A 17,637-nucleotide genomic window follows, 5' to 3' on the forward strand; every position below is an offset into this window, starting at 1 on the left:
CCTCCCATTGCTCCCGACATGGTCGATCAGACCAGTTCGGTATAGTACTATGAAGTTATCTTGGGGGTTCATCGGGTCCCCGCTCGCGGTGGGGCCGGCGCGGCAGAGGGGCCGCCGGTCGCGCGGAGGGACGTCGCCCGGTCCGCGGCGGGGCTGTTTCCTGGAGGAGGAACGCCCGTGCGAACGACGTTGTCCTTGTTGGTGTGCTTAATAGTCCTGCCCGTGGCGGCGTGCGGGACGTCGCCCGCGGCGGAGCACCACGACGCGGGGTTGCGGGTCGGGGCCATCCCCGACCAGGACCCGCAGAAGTTGCAGCGGATGTACGACGTGGTGTCGGACTACCTGGAGGCGGACCTCGGCACGCCGGTGGAGTACGTGCCGGTCCGCGACTACGCCGCCGCCGTCGCCCAGTTCGAGCGCGGCGACCTCGACCTGGTGTTCTTCGGCGGCCTCACCGGGGTGCAGGCCAGGGCCCGGGTGCCCGGCGCGGTGGTCGTCGCCCAGCGCGACGTCGACGAGCGGTTCCGCAGCGTGTTCGTGGCCAACACCGCCGCCGGCCTGCCGCCGCTGGGCGGGGTGGCCGACCTGGCCCGGCTCAAGGGCCACTCGTTCACCTTCGGCAGCGACACCTCCACCTCGGGCAGGCTGATGCCCCAGTTCTTCCTCGACGAGGCCGGCGTGGGGCTGGACGCGTTCACCGGCGAACCGGGGTACTCCGGTTCGCACGACGCGACCATCAAGCTCGTCGAGTCCGGCGCCTACCAGGTGGGCGCGCTCAGCGCCTCGGTGTGGGACAAGCGCGTCGCCGAGGGCGGGGTGGACACCTCCCGCGTGGCCGAGGTGTTCCGCACCCCGCCCTACCACGACTACCACTGGCTGGCCCGGCCCGACCTGGACCGGCGCCTCGGCGCGGGCTTCACCGACCGGGTCCGCGCCGCGCTGCTGGCCTGCGACGGCGGCGACGACCGCGAGAAGCAGGTGCTGGAGCTGTTCGCGGCGGGCGGCTTCACCGCGGCGCGGGCCGAGGACTACGCGCAGATCGAGGCCGTCGCGGGCCGGCTCGGGCTGCTGCGCTGACCATGGGCGACGACCTCGTGCTCGACGTGCGCGGCGCCGCGGTCCGCCTGGGCGGGGCGGACGTGCTGTCCGGGATCGACCTGCGGGTCGCCGCGGGGGAGCGGGTGGCGCTCATCGGACCCAGCGGCGCGGGCAAGACCACGCTGCTCAAGCTCCTCAACGGCACGGTGGCCGCCACGCGCGGGCGGGTGCGGGCGCTCGGCTGCGAGTACGGCCGCTCCTCCGCGCGCCGCACCCGTGCCGCGCGGCACCGGATCGGCACCGTGCACCAGCACTTCGACCTGGTGCCGCAGCTGCGGGTGGTGCACAACGTCAACGCCGGCAGGCTGGGCGCCTGGCCGCTGTGGAAGGCGGCGCTGTCGCTGGTGCGCCCGTTCGAGGCGCGTGCCGCGCAGGCCGCCCTGGAGCGGGTCGGCATCGGCGACAAGCTGCGGGAGCGCACCGGTGACCTCTCCGGCGGCGAGCAGCAGCGGGTGGCGATCGCGCGGGTGCTGGTGCAGCGGCCCCGGGTGGTCCTCGCCGACGAGCCGATCGCCAGCCTCGACCCGGCCCGGGCCCGCGAGGTGGTCGACCTGCTGTTCGCGGTCAGCGCCGAGGCGGGCACGGCGCTGGTGGCGAGCCTGCACGACCTGGACGTGGCGCTGGGCCGCTTCGACCGCGTGGTCGGGCTGCGGGCGGGCCGTGTCGTGGTCGACGCCCCGCCGCGCGAGGTGGGCGACGCCGAGGTCGCGCGGCTGTTCCGCACCGGGGGGAGCCCGTGACGCTGGCCACCCGGCCGCCCGGCGAGCTGGTCGGCTGCCGCCCGACCGGCGCGGTGCCCCGCCGGCCGGGACCGCGGCGCCGGGCCCGCCGCTGGTGGCTGCTCGCCTGCGCGGCGGCCGTCGTGGCCGCCGCGCTGCCCGCGTTCGCCGGCGGCACCCCGGTCGTCCGGGTCGAGGGGCTGGGGCAGCTCGGCGAGTTCTTCGCCGCGGCGGCGCACCCCCGGCTGGACGGGCCGTTCGCCGCGCTCGTCGCCGGCTCCGCCGCGACCACCCTGGCTTACGCCGTGCTCGGCACCGCGGTGAGCCTGGTGATCGGCCTGGTCGGCGGGGTGCTCACGAGCCAGGTGTGGTGGCGGGTCGACGCGCCGGGCCGGCGGGTGCGCGACGTGCTGGCCTGGGGCGCGGCCCGGCTGGCGTTCGTCGTGCCCCGCGGCGTCCACGAGGTCGTCTGGGGCCTCGGGCTGCTCGTCGTGCTCGGCCGCGGCCCCGTCGTGGCGGTGCTGGCCATCGGCATCCCGTTCGGCGCGGTCACCGCCAAGGTGTTCGCCGAGCTGCTGGACGAGGCGGACCGCGCGCCGTACGAGGCGCTGCTGGCCGCCGGTGCGCCCAGGCCGGTGGCGGTCCTGCACGGGCTGCTGCCCGCGGCGCTGGGCGACCTGCTGTCCTACGCCTTCTACCGGCTGGAGTGCGCCATCCGCAGCGCGACCGCGCTGGGCCTGGTCGGCGCGGGCGGCCTGGGCACCGAGCTGCTGGACAGCTTCCGCGCGCTGGTCTACGGGGAGATGTGGACGCTGCTGTACGCGCTGGTGGTGCTCAGCGCGGTGGCCGACGGGTGGAGCACGGCGGTGCGGGCCCGGCTGGCCGGGCCGCGCGGCAGGCCCGACCCGCTGGTGGCCGGCTCGGTGGTCCTGGTGCCCGCCCTGGTGGCGTGCTCCGCCTGGTGGGTGCGGCTGGACCCGTCCGTGCTGTGGGACGACCGCTCCGCGCACCAGGCGCTGGTGCTGGCCCGGCAGTCCTGGCCCCCGGCCGCGGGCGAGGGCGGGATCGCCGGGCTGGTCCGGCTCTGCGGCACGACGCTGGCCATGTCCGTGCTGGCGGTGGCGGTGGCGTTCGTGCTGGGCGCGCTGCTGGCGCTGCCCGCGGCGGCGCTGCCGCAGCTCGACCGCACCGGCGCGGCCCGGCTGCGGCGGCTGCCCGCGGTCCTGCTCGCCCGGTCGGCGATGCTGCTCCTGCGGGCGGTGCCGCCGCCGGTGTGGGCGCTGCTCGCGCTGTTCGCCTTCCACCCCGGTGTGGTGCCGGGCGCGGTGGCGCTGGGCGCCTACACGGCCGGGGTGCTGGGGCGGCTGATGGCCGAGGCGGTCGACAACCTCGACGGGCGACCGCTGCGCGCCCTGGGCGCGCTGGGCGCCTCCCGGGGCGGGGTGCTGTGCTACGGCGTGCTCCCGGCCGCGGCCGGGCGGTTCGCCGCCTACGGCCTGTACCGGTGGGAGGTGACGGTCCGCGAGACCGTGGTGGTGGGCGTGGTCGGCGCCGGCGGCCTCGGCGTGGTGCTCCAGCACCAGCTCAACAGCTTCCACTTCGACCGGGCCGCGGCCACCGTGCTGGCCGTCGTCGCGCTCACCGCGGTGGTGGACCTCGTCAGCGCGGCGGTCCGCCGGTCGGTGCGCTGACGGGGTGCGCCGGCCCGGTGCCCCCCGGGAGGGCACCGGGCCGCCGGTCACGGCGAGGCGACGCCGTCGAAGAACTTCGCGGCCTTGGCCCAGGCGTTGGCCCCGACCTGGCGCCCCAGCACGCGGCCGTTCTGGTTGGCGGCCTGGAAGTGGATGCCGCCGTACAGGCGCGAGATCCCGTTCTCCGCCTCGGCCTCGGTGAAGGTGGACCAGCTCAGGGTGATGTCCCGGCCCGGGGTCAGGCCGGGCTCCACCTTGGAGGCGCCCCTGGGGTAGAGGAGCGTCTCGCCGTAGGCGTCGCTGCCGGTGAAGCTCTTGAAGACCTCGGCCGCGGCGGCGCCGAAGGTGCTGTGCCCCGACACGTAGTCGCCGAACGACGGCGTCATCAGCACGGCGGGCTGGTAGGGCAGCCACGTGTCGCCGTTGATCAGCTCCGGCCCGGTGCCCGCCCTGGCCCAGGACGGGATCTGCTTGGCGCGGTTGAGGTAGCGGATGGCGGTGATGGGGCGGACGGAGTCGTACTGGTACTTCACGCCCCAGCACGCGATGCTGGCGTCGAAGACGGCGTTGGCCACGGCGAACAGCATCTTCGCGTCGTCGTCCACGGTGTGCGCGTCCCGGGTGGAGACGTACTGGCCGATCACCAGCCACCGCCCCGGCGGGCGCGGCGTGCCCGGGAAGTCGTCCGCCCAGTACTCGGTGACCACCTTGCGGCGGTCGTCGAGGTCGGCGCCGTAGTCGATGAGCTGCTGCGCCTGCTGCTCGAACTGGACGGTGCCGTACCGGGCGGGCGGCGCCAGGCCGCCGGTGAACTGGTCCCAGGAGGTCATGGCGAACGGCGTGACGTGGCGCCAGTGCGGCCCGGTGCCGGTCTGGGTCACCACCTGGTCGCCGACCCGGTAGCTCAGCGGCTGCCAGCGGTTGACGTCCTGCACGGTGCTGGGCACCAACGGCTGGTAGATGTCCATGGGGCGGTTGACCGGCGCGTAGCCGGTGTAGTCGGCGTAGGCGCCGGGCGCGATGTCGCCGAGCTGGTTGGAGCCGTCGCGGTGCCGGTAGTCCAGCACGGCGCCGCAGGCGCGCCTGCCGACCCACGCCGGGGTGCTCGTCGAGCCCGGCCGGTAGCCCAGCGCCGCCATCAGGGCGTCGAAGTCCGCTTTGTACTCGGGCCACACGTCCACCGCGGCGGTGTAGGCGGCGTGGCTGATCGCCTCGTCCTTGTTGGCCGCGGTGCGCTCGGCCACCGGGCGCCGCAGCCCGTTGCCGAACAGCGTGCCGGCGGCGCGCGCGTCGTAGGCGGCCCAGGCGTCGTAGATGCAGGTGTGCAGCACCGCGTACGCGCGGGCGACCATCGGCGGGCCCATGGTCGACCTGCTGACCGCGGCCATGCCGGCGTTGCTCCACCGGATGACGACGTTCGGTGCCGCCGCCGCCGCGGGCGCGGCCCGGGCGACGGCGGGGGCGAGGGGCAGCCCGAGGGCGAGGGCGGCGGCCAGGACCCCCGCGGTGCCTGGGCGGAATCTGCTTGACCGGGATCTCATCGTCCGCTCCGGTTCGTCGAGCCCCGCGGGCGTCGGGGGACGGACAGCGGGGGCTGTCAAGTAGCTATATCAAATGTAAGTCTTTCGAAAGTTGTAGCAGTCTGCGACGATGGGTCACAAGTTCGGGGGACGTGGTTTCACGCGTACAGCTCAGTCGGCCGGAGGACGTGATCACCGCTCTGCCGTCTACTTCGGACGGCGCGGGTCAGCCGCGTGCCCGTCGCGGGTGCGTCTCGTACATCCGCACCGCGACGACCACGCCCGAGGCGGCGGTCACCGCGGCCACCGCCCACACCGCCGCGCGCAGGCCCCACAGGTCCGCCACCACGCCGGAGAGCAGCGCGCCCACCGCGAACCCGCCGTCGCGCCAGAGCCGGTAGACCCCGACCGCCCGCGCCCGCCACAGCGGGTGCGCCACGTCGCCGACCACCGCCAGCAGGGTGGGGTAGACCAGGGCGGTGCCGACGCCCAGCAGGACCGAGGCCGTCGCCCAGCCGCCGAACGTGCCGGCGACCGCGACGAGGGCCAGCGCGCCGGCCTGGACGAGCATCCCGGCGGTGATCAGGTGCTTGCGCCCCCACCGGTCCGACAGCGGGCCGGTGGCCAGCTGCCCGAGGCCCCAGACCGCCGGGTACAGCGCGGTGAGCACCCCGATCGCGGGCAGCGCCAGGCCGCCGGAGGCGAACAGCACGGGGAACAGGCCCCAGGCCAGCCCGTCGTTGAGGTTGTTGACCATGCCCGCCTGGCTCGCGGCGGACAGCGCGGGCTCGCGCAGGCTCGTGCGGGCGAAGACCTCGCGGTCGCCCGGCCCGGCGCCCCGCCCCGGCGCGGGTGCCTGGGCGGCCTCCAGCCGGGCGTGCCCGCGGGTCTCGCGCACCGCGAGCGCGGACAGGCCCAGCCCCAGGGCGGCGCAGGACAGCCCCAGCAGGAACGGCGCGGGGCGCAGGCCGTGGCGGGCCGCGAGGTAGCCGGTGGCGAGCGCGGTGCCGGCCACCGCGAGGTAGCCGGCCGCCTCGTTGAGCCCCATCGCCAGGCCCCGCCCGCGCGGGCCGACCAGGTCGATCTTCATGATCACCGTGGTCGACCAGGTCAGGCCCTGGTTGACGCCCAGCAGCACGTTCGCCGCGACGACCCAGCTCCAGGAGGGCGCCCAGACCAGCAGCAGGGGCACGGGCACCGCCACCAGCCACCCGGCCACCAGCACCGGTTTGCGGCCGACCCGGTCCGACCACGCGCCCGCGACGTAGTTCGCCGCCGCCTTGGCGACGCCGAACGCCAGCACGTAGGTCAGCGCGGCGGTCCGGCCGGTCAGGGCGAACTCCTGCCCGGCCAGCAGCGGCAGCACCGTGCGCTCCTGCCCGAGCACGCCGCCGACCAGGGCGTTGACCGCCACCAGCAGGGCGAACTGGGGGAGGTTGGCGCGCAGGCCCAGGCGCGGGTCCGGGGTGCCGTTCACCGGCCACCGCCGGTGCTCGCGGCGACGTCGCCCATGGTCCGGTCCTCCCGGGATCGGGTGTGCTCCCCGCCCAGTTCTACCGTAATCCACGGACTATTGGATAACGAGAGGTCGACGATCCCTCAGATGAGCAGGAAGACCCCCGAGAGGACCAGCACGCAGGCCCAGACCACGTCGAAGTTCACCCACGCCCGGCGCAGCACCTCCAGCCCCACCACGCGGTGGACGACGACCGCCAGCACGCCCATGACCGCCAGCATCGAGGCGGTGTGCACGAGCAGCGCGAGCGCGGTGCTCGCCACGTCGCCCCCGCCGGTCGGGTGCGCGTGGCCGTGCGCCGCCCCGTGCGCCGCGCCGGCCCCGGCACCGGCGCGGTCCGGCGGGGACGCCAGGAGCAGCGGCAGGAGCATCAGCCCGGCGCCGTGCGCGGTGGACATCAGCAGCGACCACAGCGCCAGCGCCGGCCCGCCGACCCGCATCCCGGTCCACCGGGGGTGCGACCGCGGCCGCACCAGCTTGAACACCCCGAAGCCGATCAGCGCGGCCGCCGCGCCCCACCGCAGCCGGGCCGGGTCCACCGCCAGGGCGAACGCGCCGAACACGAGCGCCACCAGGGCGAGCGACGCGGTGTGGCCGGCCGCGATGGGGCCCAGGGACGCCACCACGGTGCGCGTGCTGCGCTCGTAGAGCCCCCGGGCCACCGCGAACAGCCAGCCCATGGCCGGGTTGAGCCCGTGGTAGGCGCCGAGGGCGGCGAGCCCCCACCAGGTCCAGGTGCCGGTCACGGGTAGCAGTAGGAGTCCGAGGAGGAGTCGCCGCCGTCGAGGCGGATCTGGTGCGGCCGCTCGCCGTCGAACTCCACGAAGAAGTCCTCGTCCAGCGCCATCCCGCCGTCCTCGTCGATGTCGACCTTGGCGATCCAGCCGCGGATGCCCTCCGGGTAGAACTGGGCGTCCCACGAGGCGTACAGCGAGTTGCTGAAGTAGAGCCTGCGCCCGTCCCGGCTCAGCTCGACCATCTGCGGCGCGCCGTTGAGCGGCCCGCCGCGCGGGTGCGGTGCCCGGGAGACGATGCCGCCGAGCCGGACCGTGCCGGTGTGCACGGGGTTGAACGGGTCGGAGACGTCGTACTGCCGCAGGTCGCCGGTGCCCCAGCAGGCGGCGTAGAGGAACCGGTCGTCCAGGCTCAGCACCAGGTCGGTGACCAGCGGGGGCACGGCCTTGAACGGCTTGAGCGCCGGTGGCAGCAGGTCCTCGTCGGCGGGTTCGGCGGGGACGTCGAGGACCTTGCGGACGGCCCACTCGTCGCCGTCCCGGTACCAGGTCCAGACCGAGGACGACAGGTCGTCGGTGGAGACCACGGAGTTGACGAAGCCGTAGGGCTTGGTCGGGTCGTGCGCGGGCCGCAGCTCCAAGGCCATCTGGTGCTGCTCGCCCAGGTCCAGGGTCTGGAGGTGGCGGCGGGTGCGCAGGTCGAACACGTGCACCGCGTGGCCGTACTTCTTGCCCAGCAGCAGTTCCGGGTCCACGCCGGCCTCGACCATGTTGGGCGTGCCCCACTCGCTGGTGATCATCACGTCGTGGCCGAGGTGCCACCAGAAGTCGTAGGCCAGGTGCTGCGGGCCGCGGTCGATCTCCCAGCGGCCCAGCACCTCGAACGACTCGTGGTCGATCTGGAAGACGCCGCCCGGCCCGTCGCCGTCGGGTGCGCCCAGGGCGCTGACGTAGATGCGGTCCGGGCCGCAGTGGAAGGTGTGCGGCCGGCTGTAGCCGGTGCGCTCGGCGACCTCCTCGGGCTCGATCACCTTCACCAGCTTCGGGTTGAGCGGGTCCGGCCTGGTGTCGACCAGGTGGATGCGCGAGGACCGCAGGCCGGGCACCAGCAGGTAGCGCCGCTCCTCGTGCGGGTGGGGCGTGTGCGGGCACAGGTGGGAGCTGCACGCGTTCCACCCGAAGTGGTGCAGCTCGTCACCGGCGTTGGGCATCTCCAGGCGGCCGACGACCGTGCCGTAGGTCGACGAGTCCGGGTCGAGGTCGAGCACGGCCAGGGCGTCCGGCCGGCCGTCCTCCGGGGTCGGGTTGAGGGTGGCCACGTAGCCGTGCTTCTCGCGCGGCCCCCGCATCGCCATGCGCGCGCTCGGGTAGAAGGTCTGGTCGGGTTGCCAGCGAACCATGGGTGCACCGTCCTGGTGGGTTGGGTGGCGTCAGTACCGGTAGCCGGCGACGGTGACCTCGCCGCGCTCGTCGTAGAACTCGGCCTGGTCCACGGCGGACTCCAGCAGCCGGTAGTGGTCCACGCGCCCCGGCCGCCAGGCGCGCAGCCCCTCCAGCTCCAGCAGGGGGCGCACCTCCGGGTCGTCGTAGGACATGCCCAGCAGCAGTTCGCGGAAGCGGGCCACCAGCTCGGCGGGTACGTCGTCGAAGGCGGTGAAGCTGCAGTGGTCGAACGCGCCGGTGCGGGTGAGCACCCGGGTGCCGTCTTCGGGCAGCACGCCCTCGCGGCGGAACGACGCGTAGTTGCCCTCGATCATGCACGCGGCGTCGACCTCGCCCGCGGCCAGCGCCCCGGCGGCCAGCCGCTCGCCGCCGACGTGGTCGCCGTGCTTGCCGCCCAGCTCCTCGAACCCGCGCACCCGGAAGTCCCGGTCCGGCACCAGGCCCAGGTCGCGCAGGTGCGCCAGCGGCAGCAGGGTCGCCTGGGGCGAGTCGACCGCGCCCACCCCGACCACCCGGCCCCGCAGGTCGGCGACCTCCCGGACGTCGGAGCCGGCGCGGACGACGACCACGGAGGTCAGGTCGCGGTCCGTGTCGCGCATCGCGATGGTGGTCAGGTCGCGGCCCCGGGCCGCGGCCATGCGCCGCTCCCGGACCCACGCCAGGGGCGAGTTCCAGGCGATGTGCACGTGGCCGGCCAGGTGCGACTCGGCCAGCCGCTCGTAGTTGGAGTAGAGCACGTAGTCGATCGGCAGGCCCTGGGCGGCGAACCACGCCTTGAAGCCCTCCCAGATGGTCACGACCTTCGGGTCGTAGGCGACCGCGCCGACGGTCAGCACGCGATGGGGTGCCACGGTGGCCCCTAGTCGAACAGGGGCATGCCGCACAGGGCACGACCCATGAAGTCGTGGATGGCCTCGGTGGTGGGCGCCATGACCGTCGCGGCCCGCGCGTCGCGGAAGTACCGCTCCAGCCCGCCCTCCTTGCGGAACGCGGCGCCGCCGCACACGCGCATCGCCAGGTCGGTGACGGCGATGGCCGCCTCCGAGGCCGCCGCCTTGACCTCCAGCACCCGCAGCGTCGCGTCGGGACGGTCGCCCTCGATGGCGGCCAGCGCGTCGCCGAGCACGGTGCGGGCCTGGTCGGCGATCAGGCGCATCCGGGCGATGTTCGCGCGCGTGACGGGGGAGTCGGCCAGCCGCCGGCCGAGGTGTTCCAGGCGCGCGGTGGTGACGTGCGCGATCGCCTTCCCGATGGCCGACTCCATCAGGCCCAGGGACGTGGCGGCGTTCAGGACGTGGAAGTGGGCGAGCACCACGCCGAGCATGATCTCGTCGCCCCTGCCGTCGGTGCCGAGCATCGCGTCCCGCCCGACCACGACGCCCTGCGCGGTCACCGGCCTGGACGCGTTGCCGCGCAGGCCGAAACCGTCGAAGCGGCCCCTGGCGTCCAGGCCGGGGCGGTCGGCGGGGACCAGCCACAGCGTGCTCGGGCCCTCGGCGGCCAGCGGTGTGCTCGACCAGACGTAGGAGTCGGCCTCGCCGGCGGAGGTGACCCAGCTCTTGCTCGCGTCGAGCACCACCCGGTCGTCCCCGTCCGCGGTCGCGGTGGACAGCGGCGCCCAGAAGTGGCTGCGCGACCCGGTCTCGGAGAACGCCAGGGTGGTCAGGTGCCCGCCGCGGGCGATGGCCTCGCGCGTCTCCCGCGGGCCGTGCGCCTCCAGCACCGCGGTGGCGCAGTAGTGCATGCACACCACCATGGCGGTGGACCCGCACGCGCGGGCCAGGTGCTCCACCACCTCGGCGGCCGACCGCAGCCCCGCGCCGCGACCGCCGACCTCGGTCGAGCTGATCAGGCCGAGCAGGCCCGCCTCGCCCAGGGCCTTGATGGCGTCGCGCGGGAACGCCCCGGCGGCGTCCACCTCGTCCGCGTTCGGCGCGACGGTCGTTTCGACGATCGAGGAAATGTCCTCGACGAGCGACGTTGTCATGTGTGCCTACCTCCGCTGGGCCGAAGTGGTGGCGCGGCTGCCCGGCGGTCGGCCCGGACCGACCGCCGGGGTGGGTGCTCGAATGCGCGTCGAAATCGCGAGCCGCTGCTCAGCGGTGCCACAATCGGGCTCGGGCAAGCCTGCGCTCACCTCGCCAATAATCCGGTCAGGGCCTCTGACCTGGCTTTTGGTGGTCGAGTACGGGTTTGTCGGCGTCGCGGAAGTTGTTTTCGGCGGTATCGCGAGTTCCCTGTTGAGTGGGACTTCCCGTCGTCCCGCGGCTCAGGCTAGGTATGCGCCCATCCGCTGTCAAGCGGTGTACTGTGAGTGCCGGAGGAGTTGGTGCGAATGGTGTCGCGTTCACTCGTCCGGCGCTGTTTTCCCGATTGTCTGGAATGTGTAACCGCATTTGTGCGCGGGCGCCCGGAAAAGGGCAGCCGACGTGGCGGCCGCGCGGAGGGCGTCCGGCGGCCAGAATAACAACAGTATTCCATTGAATCATGGAGAAGTATAGAGGGCGGCCGGTGGCGTGCAAGGGGCGGGACGGGTGAACCTCGACCGCCCGGGACGGCACGGTTGCGGTCACCGTGTTGTCCACAGTGGACTTCCGGGCTGTCCGGTGCTCCGTCTGTGGTCACTCGTCCAGCCGACGACGCGTTCGGACGCGGCTCGCTACGTTGGCGCTTCCGGCAGCGAGGGGGCGCCATGACCATCCCGACCGAACCGGTCGTGCGGGAAACGCCGGAGCGCATGGCGGCGACCGGGTCGCCCGTGCCGACCGACGGCGAGCAGGCCAAGCCCGGGTTCGTGACCTACCCGTTGGAAGGGCTCGACGGGCCGGCGCCGGACGGCGCGGTCATCCCCTCGGCGCTGAGCCTGCTCCACCCTGCCGACGGCGTGGCCGGCTACCCGCGCGAGGCGTTCCCGGCCGACCTGGTCGACGAGGCCGAGCGGGACTCCACGCACAGCCCGGACGTCGACTGCGCCGGGCTGCTGCCCGACCCGTTCCGGCTGCGCGTGGGCGCGGTCCACCTCCGGCTCGCCGGCGAGCCGGACCCGGAGCGGGTGCTCCGCGTGGTCGCCGAGCACACCCGGCCCGACCAGCGGGTCTTCGTCGGCGTGGTCGACCCCGTCGACCCGCGGGTGGAGACGCCCGAGGAGGTGTGCGACCGGGTCCTCCGGGCGGCCCGGCACATCCCGGTCGAGCGGCTGGGCACGTGCGACGACTGCGGGTTCTCGCCCTTCTCCGACGACACCTCGACCTCCCGCGACACCGCCTTCGCCGAGATCGGGGCCAGGGTCCGGGGCACCGGGGTCGCGGCCGAGCGGTTGGGCCGGTAGACCCGGGGGGACGGCGCGGACCGCGCTCCGCGCCGTCCTCTGTGGACGGCCCCGTCCGGGGTTCAGCCGTTCCAGCGCGCCAGCCAGGCGCGTTCCTCCTCCTGCTTCTCCTCGTGGAACCCCGGCGACGGGTCGAGGAGGGTGACCTCCGGGCCGCCCGGCGCGAAGAAGTCGCCGACGCCCTTGGCCGCCACGTGCCCGCCGATCTCGACGTAGCAGGAACCGAGGCCGTCGAAGTGCGGTTCCGGCGCGTCGTGGCCCAGGTGGCGCGCCACCCCGTCGGCCACCACCTCGGCCTCGCGCCGGGCGAAGACCGCGGCCTTGGGCAGGGGTTTGCCGTTGGGCAGCAGGAGCGCGGAGCTGTCGCCCAGCGCCCACACGCCCGGGGCGCCGGCCGCCAGGGTGTGCCGGTCGACCGGGATCCACCCCGCCGCGCCGAGGCCGGTGCCCGCCACCGCGGTCGGCGCCTGGTGCGGCGGGACCACCACGAGGAGGTCGAACGGCTCGCCCGCGCCGTCGGCGAACTCCAGCCGCCGGGCCGCCGGGTCGACCCGCGCCACCGCCCGGTTGCCGTGGAAGCCGATCCCGTGCCGCTCCAGCATCCCGACCAGCGCCCGGCCCACGGCCGGCCCGGCGACCGGCATGGGCAGCGGGTCGGGGGTGAACGCGTCGACGGTGACCGCGTCCCGCACGCCCCGCTCGCGCAGCAGGTCCGCGGCCAGCAACGCGCCCTCGAAGGGTGCCGCGGGGCACTTGAACGGCACCCCGGCCACCAGCACCGCGATGCGCCCGGAGTCGATCCGCGAGAGCTGCCGGTGCAGGCGCTCGGCGCCGTCGAGGCCGTAGAACTGCCCCGCGACCCCGGTGGCCAGGGCGTCGGACAGGCCGGGCACCCGCTCGGGGGCGAGGCCGGCCCCGAGCGCGACCACGACGGCGTCGTAGGGGATGGGCCCGGTGCCGGTGTGCACGACGCGGGCGGCGGTGTCGACGGACCGCACCTCGGCGGTGCGCATGTCGATGCCGGGCAGCGGTTTCGGGCGCACGCGCACCTGCTCGGCGTCGCGCCAGCCGCGCAGCACCCACAGCAGGGACAGGCCCTGGACGCCGTCGAACGAGCGGTCCACGAGGATGATGCGGTCCCGCTCCGGCAGGAGCTCGCGGAGCCGGGTGGCGGCGGTGAGGCCGCCGACGCCCGCTCCCAGGACCACCACGGTGTTGGGCACGGTCGGGTTCCCCATCTCAGACGTTGATGACCTTGTCGGCCCACGTGGTCCACTCGGCCAGCTCGGCCATGCCGGACCGGCGGCTGCCGGTCACGAGCCGGTCGTCCCCGATGCCGCGGGCCTCCATGCAGGCGCCGCAATTTCCCACCACGCCGCCCTTGTCGGTGAACCCCTCGATCATCCGGCCGAGGTTGTAGAAGCCGTTGGGCGTTCGCTGGTTGTCGACGGTGGCGGCCACGGCGTCGGCGAACATGAAGACCCTGACCTCGTTGTTGCCGTCGGCTTCGAGCAGTTGGCGCGCCCAGCGGATGCCGTTGTAGGTGCGCTCGGTGCCGTAGGGCGGGTCGTGCAGGACGATCAGGAACCTCATCGCTTCCTCCAGGTGGTGGCGCCGGTTCGTCGACGGGGAGGCAGGGCGGTGCGCGCCGGGCCGGACGTCCGAACGGGACGGTCGGGGTGGTCGCGCCGGGCGGTCTTACCGTTATCCATTTAACTATGGATAAGTATAGTAATTGGGAGCGGCTGCGCAAGCCCTGCTCGGACGAACGTCCCGCGCCACCGGTATTCGGGTGACGGGCCGCGGCATTCCCGGCACCATGGCCGGGTGCCCGCCTCGATCCTCGTCAACTTCGTCTACTGCCACCCCGTGGGGCACGCGGTCGAAGCCCTGCACCGCGTCCACGGCTACCGCGTGGCCAACCCCGACGCCCGCATCGGCGTCGTGCTCAACGCCCACACCGCGGTCGAGCTGACCCGGCTGACCCCGTTCGTGGACGAGGTGTACTCGGTGCCGGTGGAGGTGTTCGAGGCCACCGACCACTCCGCCGCCCTGGCCGCGATCCCCACCGGCTGGGACCACGTGCAGGACGACCTGCGGTCGAAGCTGCCCGACCAGATGGCGTTCTTCCCCGGCCTGAACTCCTACTACGAGGCGTCCCGCGCGTACTTCGCGGACAGCGCGCTCGGCGTAGCGGGGTACGGGCCGGTGCCCTACGCGCGCGGAACGCACTGGACGTTCACCATGCCCGACGCGCCGAAGCCGGCCCGCACCCGCATCGCGCTCCTGCCGGGCGGCAGCGCGCCGCGCGAGATGTACCCGTCGGTGCGGTCGTGGCGGCTGGTGGTGACCGCGTTGCTGGAGCGGCACCCGGACGCCGAGCTGGTGCTGGTCGGCAAGCTGAAGGCCGACGACCGCACCGCCACCACGTTCACCCGCGCCGAGCTGGACGAGATCGCCTCGGCCGCGCCGCGCGTGGTCGACGCGGTGGACCTGCCGCTGCTGGAGCAGCTGGCCGTCCTGCGCGGCTGCGCCGTGCTGGTGTCGCCGCACTCCGGCTTCGGCATGGCCGCGCTCGCGGCCGGCACGCCGTGGCTGGTGATCGGCGGCAACCAGTGGCCGGAGTACTTCTTCAACGGCGTGCCGTTCCACAGCGTGCTGCCGGACGTGACGCGCTTCCCCGCCTACGGGCCGACCGACCCGGAGCCGGTGGAGGACGACGGGCCGCGCTCGCCGAGCATGTCCCGCGCGCGGTTCGAGGCGGACCTGGACGAGATCGTGGAGTTCACCTCGAAGCTGATCGCGGGGGAGGTGGACCACGACGACGCGGTGCGCCGGCAGGTGCGGGGGATGTTGCGGCTGCGCGGCGGCGACCCGTCGTCCCTGTGGTCCCTGGACGACGTGCACCTGAAGTACCTGTGAGGTCTCAGGTGCGGCGGATCGCCGCGGTGAACTCCACGCCGTCGTCGTGCAGCACGTGGCGCATCCGGGAGACGTCGGCGTAGGCGCCGTCCAGCGGGTGCCCGAGCAGGCGGGAGAGCGCGGTGGCGTACTTGGCCGTGGTGCCGCGGCCCGGCAGGAACACCGACAGCTCCTCCCGGGCCGCGAAGTCCCGCGCCCCCGGGCACCCCTCGACGGGCAGCTCCACCAGCCAGTGCCGTTCGGCGGCCCAGGACCGCCAGGGCGGCCCCGACACGACGGCACCGCGCGCCCGCGCCGCCTCGACCAGCTCCCGCGCGGCGGCGGCCGAGGCAGCGTCGCCCTCGTCCCAGTCCCCGGGCACCGGTTTGGCCAGCACGGTCATCGCGGGCACCCGGCGCACCCGCACCTCCGGTGCCGAGGCGAGCAACGCGCGCGCGTCACCGATCGCCTCGTCCTGGGCCCGCCGCAGGCGCTCGACCTCCTCCCGGTGCCGTTCGAGCAGGCCGGGCGCCGCGCCCGGCTCGTCGAGCGCGCGCCGGACGAGGTCGACGCCCATCCCGGCACCCCGCAGGACCCCGATCAGCATGGCCCGCTCCACCTGCTCGAACGCGTACGAGCGGTAACCGGTCCGCTCGTCCACGCCGGCCGGGACGAGCAGCCCGGTGGAGTGGTAGAACCGCAACGTCTGCGGCGACAACCGGCACATCTCGCTGAACTCGCTGATCGACAACACGGCACCAGCATCGCCCTTGCGGTTACCGCAAGGTCAACCCGAGTGGTCGTCGGTCGAGCCCTCGGCGAAGATTTCGCCGAGGACGCGACGCGCGCTGGCGGCCTCCTCGTCGGCGGTGCGAGCGCAGGTGACCAGCGCCTTCCACAGGGCCCAACCGCGCCCGCGCGCCCACGTCGCCTCGTCGACGGCCAGGCGCTCGCGGAACGCCCGCCTGCCGTCGGCGGTCAACAGCGTCCAGGCGATGGCCACGTCGCAGGACGGGTCGCCGACACCGCAGGTCCCGAAGTCGATGACGGCCGCCAGCGCCCCGCCGCCGAGCAGGAGGTTCCCCGGTGCGACGTCACCGTGGAACCAGACGTCCACCCCGTTCCGGGGCGCGTCCAGCGCGGTCTGCCAGATCTCGCGGGCCAGGTCGACGTCCACGCGGCCGTCCAGCGCGGTGAGGGCGCGCCGGACCTGCGCGTCGTAGGTGCGCGGGGAGGCGCCCCGGAACCAGTTGTGCTTGCCCGGCCGGGGGCCGTCGGCGGCGTCGACGCGCTGCAGGGCCGCCAGGAACCCGGCCAGGTCGAGGGCGAAGCGGACGGGGTCGGAAATGCGCTCCGGGCTCGCCGGTTCGCCGGGGAGCCACCGGTAGACCGACCACGGGAAGGGGTAACCCGCGCCGGGACGCCCCCGCGCCAGCGGGACGGGCACGGGCAGCGGCAGCCGGGGGGCGAGCGCCGGGAGCCACCGCTGCTCCTTGTCGACCGCCAGGGCGTACTCGGCCGCGCTCGGCAGGCGCGCCACCATGTCGTCGCCCAGCCGGAAGGTGAAGTTGTCCCACCCGCCCGCGGGCACGGGCCGGACCGGGAGGTCGGCCCACCGCGGGAACTGGTCGCCGACCAGCTGGCGCACCTGGTCGGCGTCGACGGTGACCCGCCGGGGCAGGGGGCCCAGATCCGGTGTGCTGCTCACCGCGGCCCTACCGGAAGCCCTCGGCGAAGTTCTCCGTGTAACCGAGGAGCAGCCACTCGTTGCGCCGCACCAGCTCGCCCATCTCCCGCCACGCACGGGACTCGCCCCACCCGTACAGGTGGACCAGGTCCTCGACCACCCGGGCCGCCCCCGCCGGCGCGTCGCGCACGAACCCCAGCCACGACGCCCCGATGCCGAAGAACCGGTACCCGTGGACCGCCTCCAGCCGGCGGATCACGGCGTGGTTCTGGAACACGTCCCAGTCGCCGCTGAAGTAGCCGTTGGGCAGCCCGGCGATCATCAGGTCGTCGCGCGCCAGCGGCAGCCGCTGCACGTAGACGACCCCGTCCAGCACCGCGACCGGGTCGCGGTTGACCGCCACCAGGGCGTCGACGTCGGCGGCGGCCGTCATCAGCGCGCCCGCCAGCGAGGGCCACGGCACCCGCAGCGCGTCGTCGTCGAGCCGTTCGGCCACGAGCCGCAGGCACGCCTCGTCGAACACGGGCGACTCGCCCGCCTCCACGTCCCACAACCCCAGTCGCTCGTCCTCACGCGCGTGCGCGGACGTGTAGCGGCACTGGTCGAGGTCGTCGAGCGTGCACAGGTACCGGGAGCCCGGGTCGTCGTGGCGCAGCGAGGCCACGACACCGAGCACTTCCGCGAGCGAGGTGATCCCCGACAACCGCAGGTGGCTGAAGCTGTCGACCAACCGCGACCCGCGCTGGTCGACGTCCTGGACGTCCACGGCCCGCGACCCTAGTGCCCGACGCCGGTCGGGGGTAACCCGCACCGGGACCGGGCGGCCACCCGCCCACCTCCGAGCCGCCCGCCACGCCATCCGGCCCAACGACTGGGCCATCGGGCGCACCGCCGACCCCGCGACCTCCACGCACAGCCACCCGCCCTGCTCCACCCGGGCCGGCCGCGCTGCGCTCATCGGTCCACGCCCCTATCCGCCGGACGCCCCCGCCCATACGGT

Annotated in this window: 16 protein-coding genes; 5 read left to right on the top strand and 11 right to left on the bottom strand. The window is 74.4% G+C overall.

Going from position 1 to position 17,637, the window contains the following annotated elements; translation table 11 throughout:
* Positions 1-201: 201 nt before the first annotated feature.
* Genes EKG83_RS13285 through EKG83_RS13295 form a run of 3 tightly spaced genes read left to right on the top strand, consistent with a single transcriptional unit; the run spans position 202 to position 3,508 of the window.
* Positions 202-1,077 carry a putative selenate ABC transporter substrate-binding protein gene (locus tag EKG83_RS13285; protein WP_228122861.1) on the top strand — a complete coding sequence of 292 codons (876 nt, stop codon included), beginning with the start codon at positions 202-204 and terminating at the stop codon, positions 1,075-1,077.
* Positions 1,078-1,079: 2 nt separating this feature from the next.
* Positions 1,080-1,838, top strand: coding sequence for a phosphonate ABC transporter ATP-binding protein (locus EKG83_RS13290; protein ID WP_033430811.1), 759 nt, complete (start codon positions 1,080-1,082; stop codon positions 1,836-1,838).
* Positions 1,835-3,508 (top strand): PhnE/PtxC family ABC transporter permease, encoded by a 1,674-nt coding sequence (locus EKG83_RS13295; RefSeq protein ID WP_153278048.1) that lies wholly within the window; start codon positions 1,835-1,837, stop codon positions 3,506-3,508. The genes EKG83_RS13290 and EKG83_RS13295 overlap by 4 nt, the downstream gene beginning before the upstream one ends.
* A gap of 47 nt (positions 3,509-3,555) precedes the next feature.
* Here EKG83_RS13295 and EKG83_RS13300 read toward each other — a convergent pair whose 3' ends face one another.
* From EKG83_RS13300 to EKG83_RS13325, 6 genes are all read right to left on the bottom strand, one after another.
* Positions 3,556-5,049, bottom strand: coding sequence for a vanadium-dependent haloperoxidase (locus EKG83_RS13300; protein WP_153278049.1), 1,494 nt, complete (start codon positions 5,047-5,049; stop codon positions 3,556-3,558).
* Between the two features lie 205 nt (positions 5,050-5,254).
* Positions 5,255-6,505 carry an MFS transporter gene (locus EKG83_RS13305; RefSeq protein WP_033430812.1) on the bottom strand — a complete coding sequence of 417 codons (1,251 nt, stop codon included), beginning with the start codon at positions 6,503-6,505 and terminating at the stop codon, positions 5,255-5,257.
* A 122-nt stretch (positions 6,506-6,627) separates the two neighbouring features.
* Positions 6,628-7,290, bottom strand: coding sequence for a hypothetical protein (locus EKG83_RS13310; RefSeq protein WP_033430813.1), 663 nt, complete (start codon positions 7,288-7,290; stop codon positions 6,628-6,630).
* Entirely contained in the window at positions 7,287-8,678 is a 1,392-nt protein-coding gene (locus EKG83_RS13315) for a selenium-binding protein SBP56-related protein (RefSeq protein WP_033430814.1), read from the bottom strand. The genes EKG83_RS13310 and EKG83_RS13315 overlap by 4 nt, the downstream gene beginning before the upstream one ends.
* 30 nt (positions 8,679-8,708) lie before the next feature.
* Entirely contained in the window at positions 8,709-9,572 is an 864-nt protein-coding gene (locus EKG83_RS13320) for a phosphate/phosphite/phosphonate ABC transporter substrate-binding protein (RefSeq protein ID WP_211269075.1), read from the bottom strand.
* Between the two features lie 8 nt (positions 9,573-9,580).
* A complete protein-coding gene (locus tag EKG83_RS13325; RefSeq protein ID WP_033430816.1) occupies positions 9,581-10,708 on the bottom strand; it encodes an acyl-CoA dehydrogenase family protein in 1,128 nt (375 codons plus the stop codon).
* Between the two features lie 705 nt (positions 10,709-11,413).
* Here EKG83_RS13325 and EKG83_RS13330 point away from each other — a divergent pair.
* Positions 11,414-12,049 (top strand): uroporphyrinogen decarboxylase/cobalamine-independent methonine synthase family protein, encoded by a 636-nt coding sequence (locus EKG83_RS13330; protein ID WP_051765624.1) that lies wholly within the window; start codon positions 11,414-11,416, stop codon positions 12,047-12,049.
* Positions 12,050-12,111: 62 nt separating this feature from the next.
* Here EKG83_RS13330 and EKG83_RS13335 read toward each other — a convergent pair whose 3' ends face one another.
* A complete protein-coding gene (locus tag EKG83_RS13335; RefSeq protein WP_033430817.1) occupies positions 12,112-13,287 on the bottom strand; it encodes an NAD(P)/FAD-dependent oxidoreductase in 1,176 nt (391 codons plus the stop codon).
* A gap of 1 nt (position 13,288) precedes the next feature.
* Entirely contained in the window at positions 13,289-13,642 is a 354-nt protein-coding gene (locus tag EKG83_RS13340) for a DsrE/DsrF/TusD sulfur relay family protein (protein WP_033430818.1), read from the bottom strand.
* Positions 13,643-13,876: 234 nt separating this feature from the next.
* Here EKG83_RS13340 and EKG83_RS13345 point away from each other — a divergent pair, with 234 nt between their 5' ends.
* Entirely contained in the window at positions 13,877-14,971 is a 1,095-nt protein-coding gene (locus tag EKG83_RS13345) for a glycosyltransferase family 9 protein (protein ID WP_033430819.1), read from the top strand.
* Positions 14,972-14,975: 4 nt separating this feature from the next.
* On the opposite strand, the gene EKG83_RS13350 is transcribed toward EKG83_RS13345, so the two are convergent.
* From EKG83_RS13350 to EKG83_RS13360, 3 genes are read right to left on the bottom strand one after another with little or no spacing between them, the layout of a single operon-like run.
* Positions 14,976-15,704, bottom strand: a complete 729-nt coding sequence (locus EKG83_RS13350; protein ID WP_033430820.1) for a MerR family transcriptional regulator — start codon at positions 15,702-15,704, stop codon at positions 14,976-14,978.
* Between the two features lie 33 nt (positions 15,705-15,737).
* Positions 15,738-16,658 (bottom strand): aminoglycoside phosphotransferase family protein, encoded by a 921-nt coding sequence (locus tag EKG83_RS13355; protein WP_033430821.1) that lies wholly within the window; start codon positions 16,656-16,658, stop codon positions 15,738-15,740.
* A 7-nt stretch (positions 16,659-16,665) separates the two neighbouring features.
* Positions 16,666-17,403 carry a hypothetical protein gene (locus EKG83_RS13360; RefSeq protein WP_033430822.1) on the bottom strand — a complete coding sequence of 246 codons (738 nt, stop codon included), beginning with the start codon at positions 17,401-17,403 and terminating at the stop codon, positions 16,666-16,668.
* Positions 17,404-17,637: the final 234 nt, after the last annotated feature.

The organism is Saccharothrix syringae (genome assembly GCF_009498035.1).
Lineage (GTDB): Bacteria > Actinomycetota > Actinomycetes > Mycobacteriales > Pseudonocardiaceae > Actinosynnema > Actinosynnema syringae.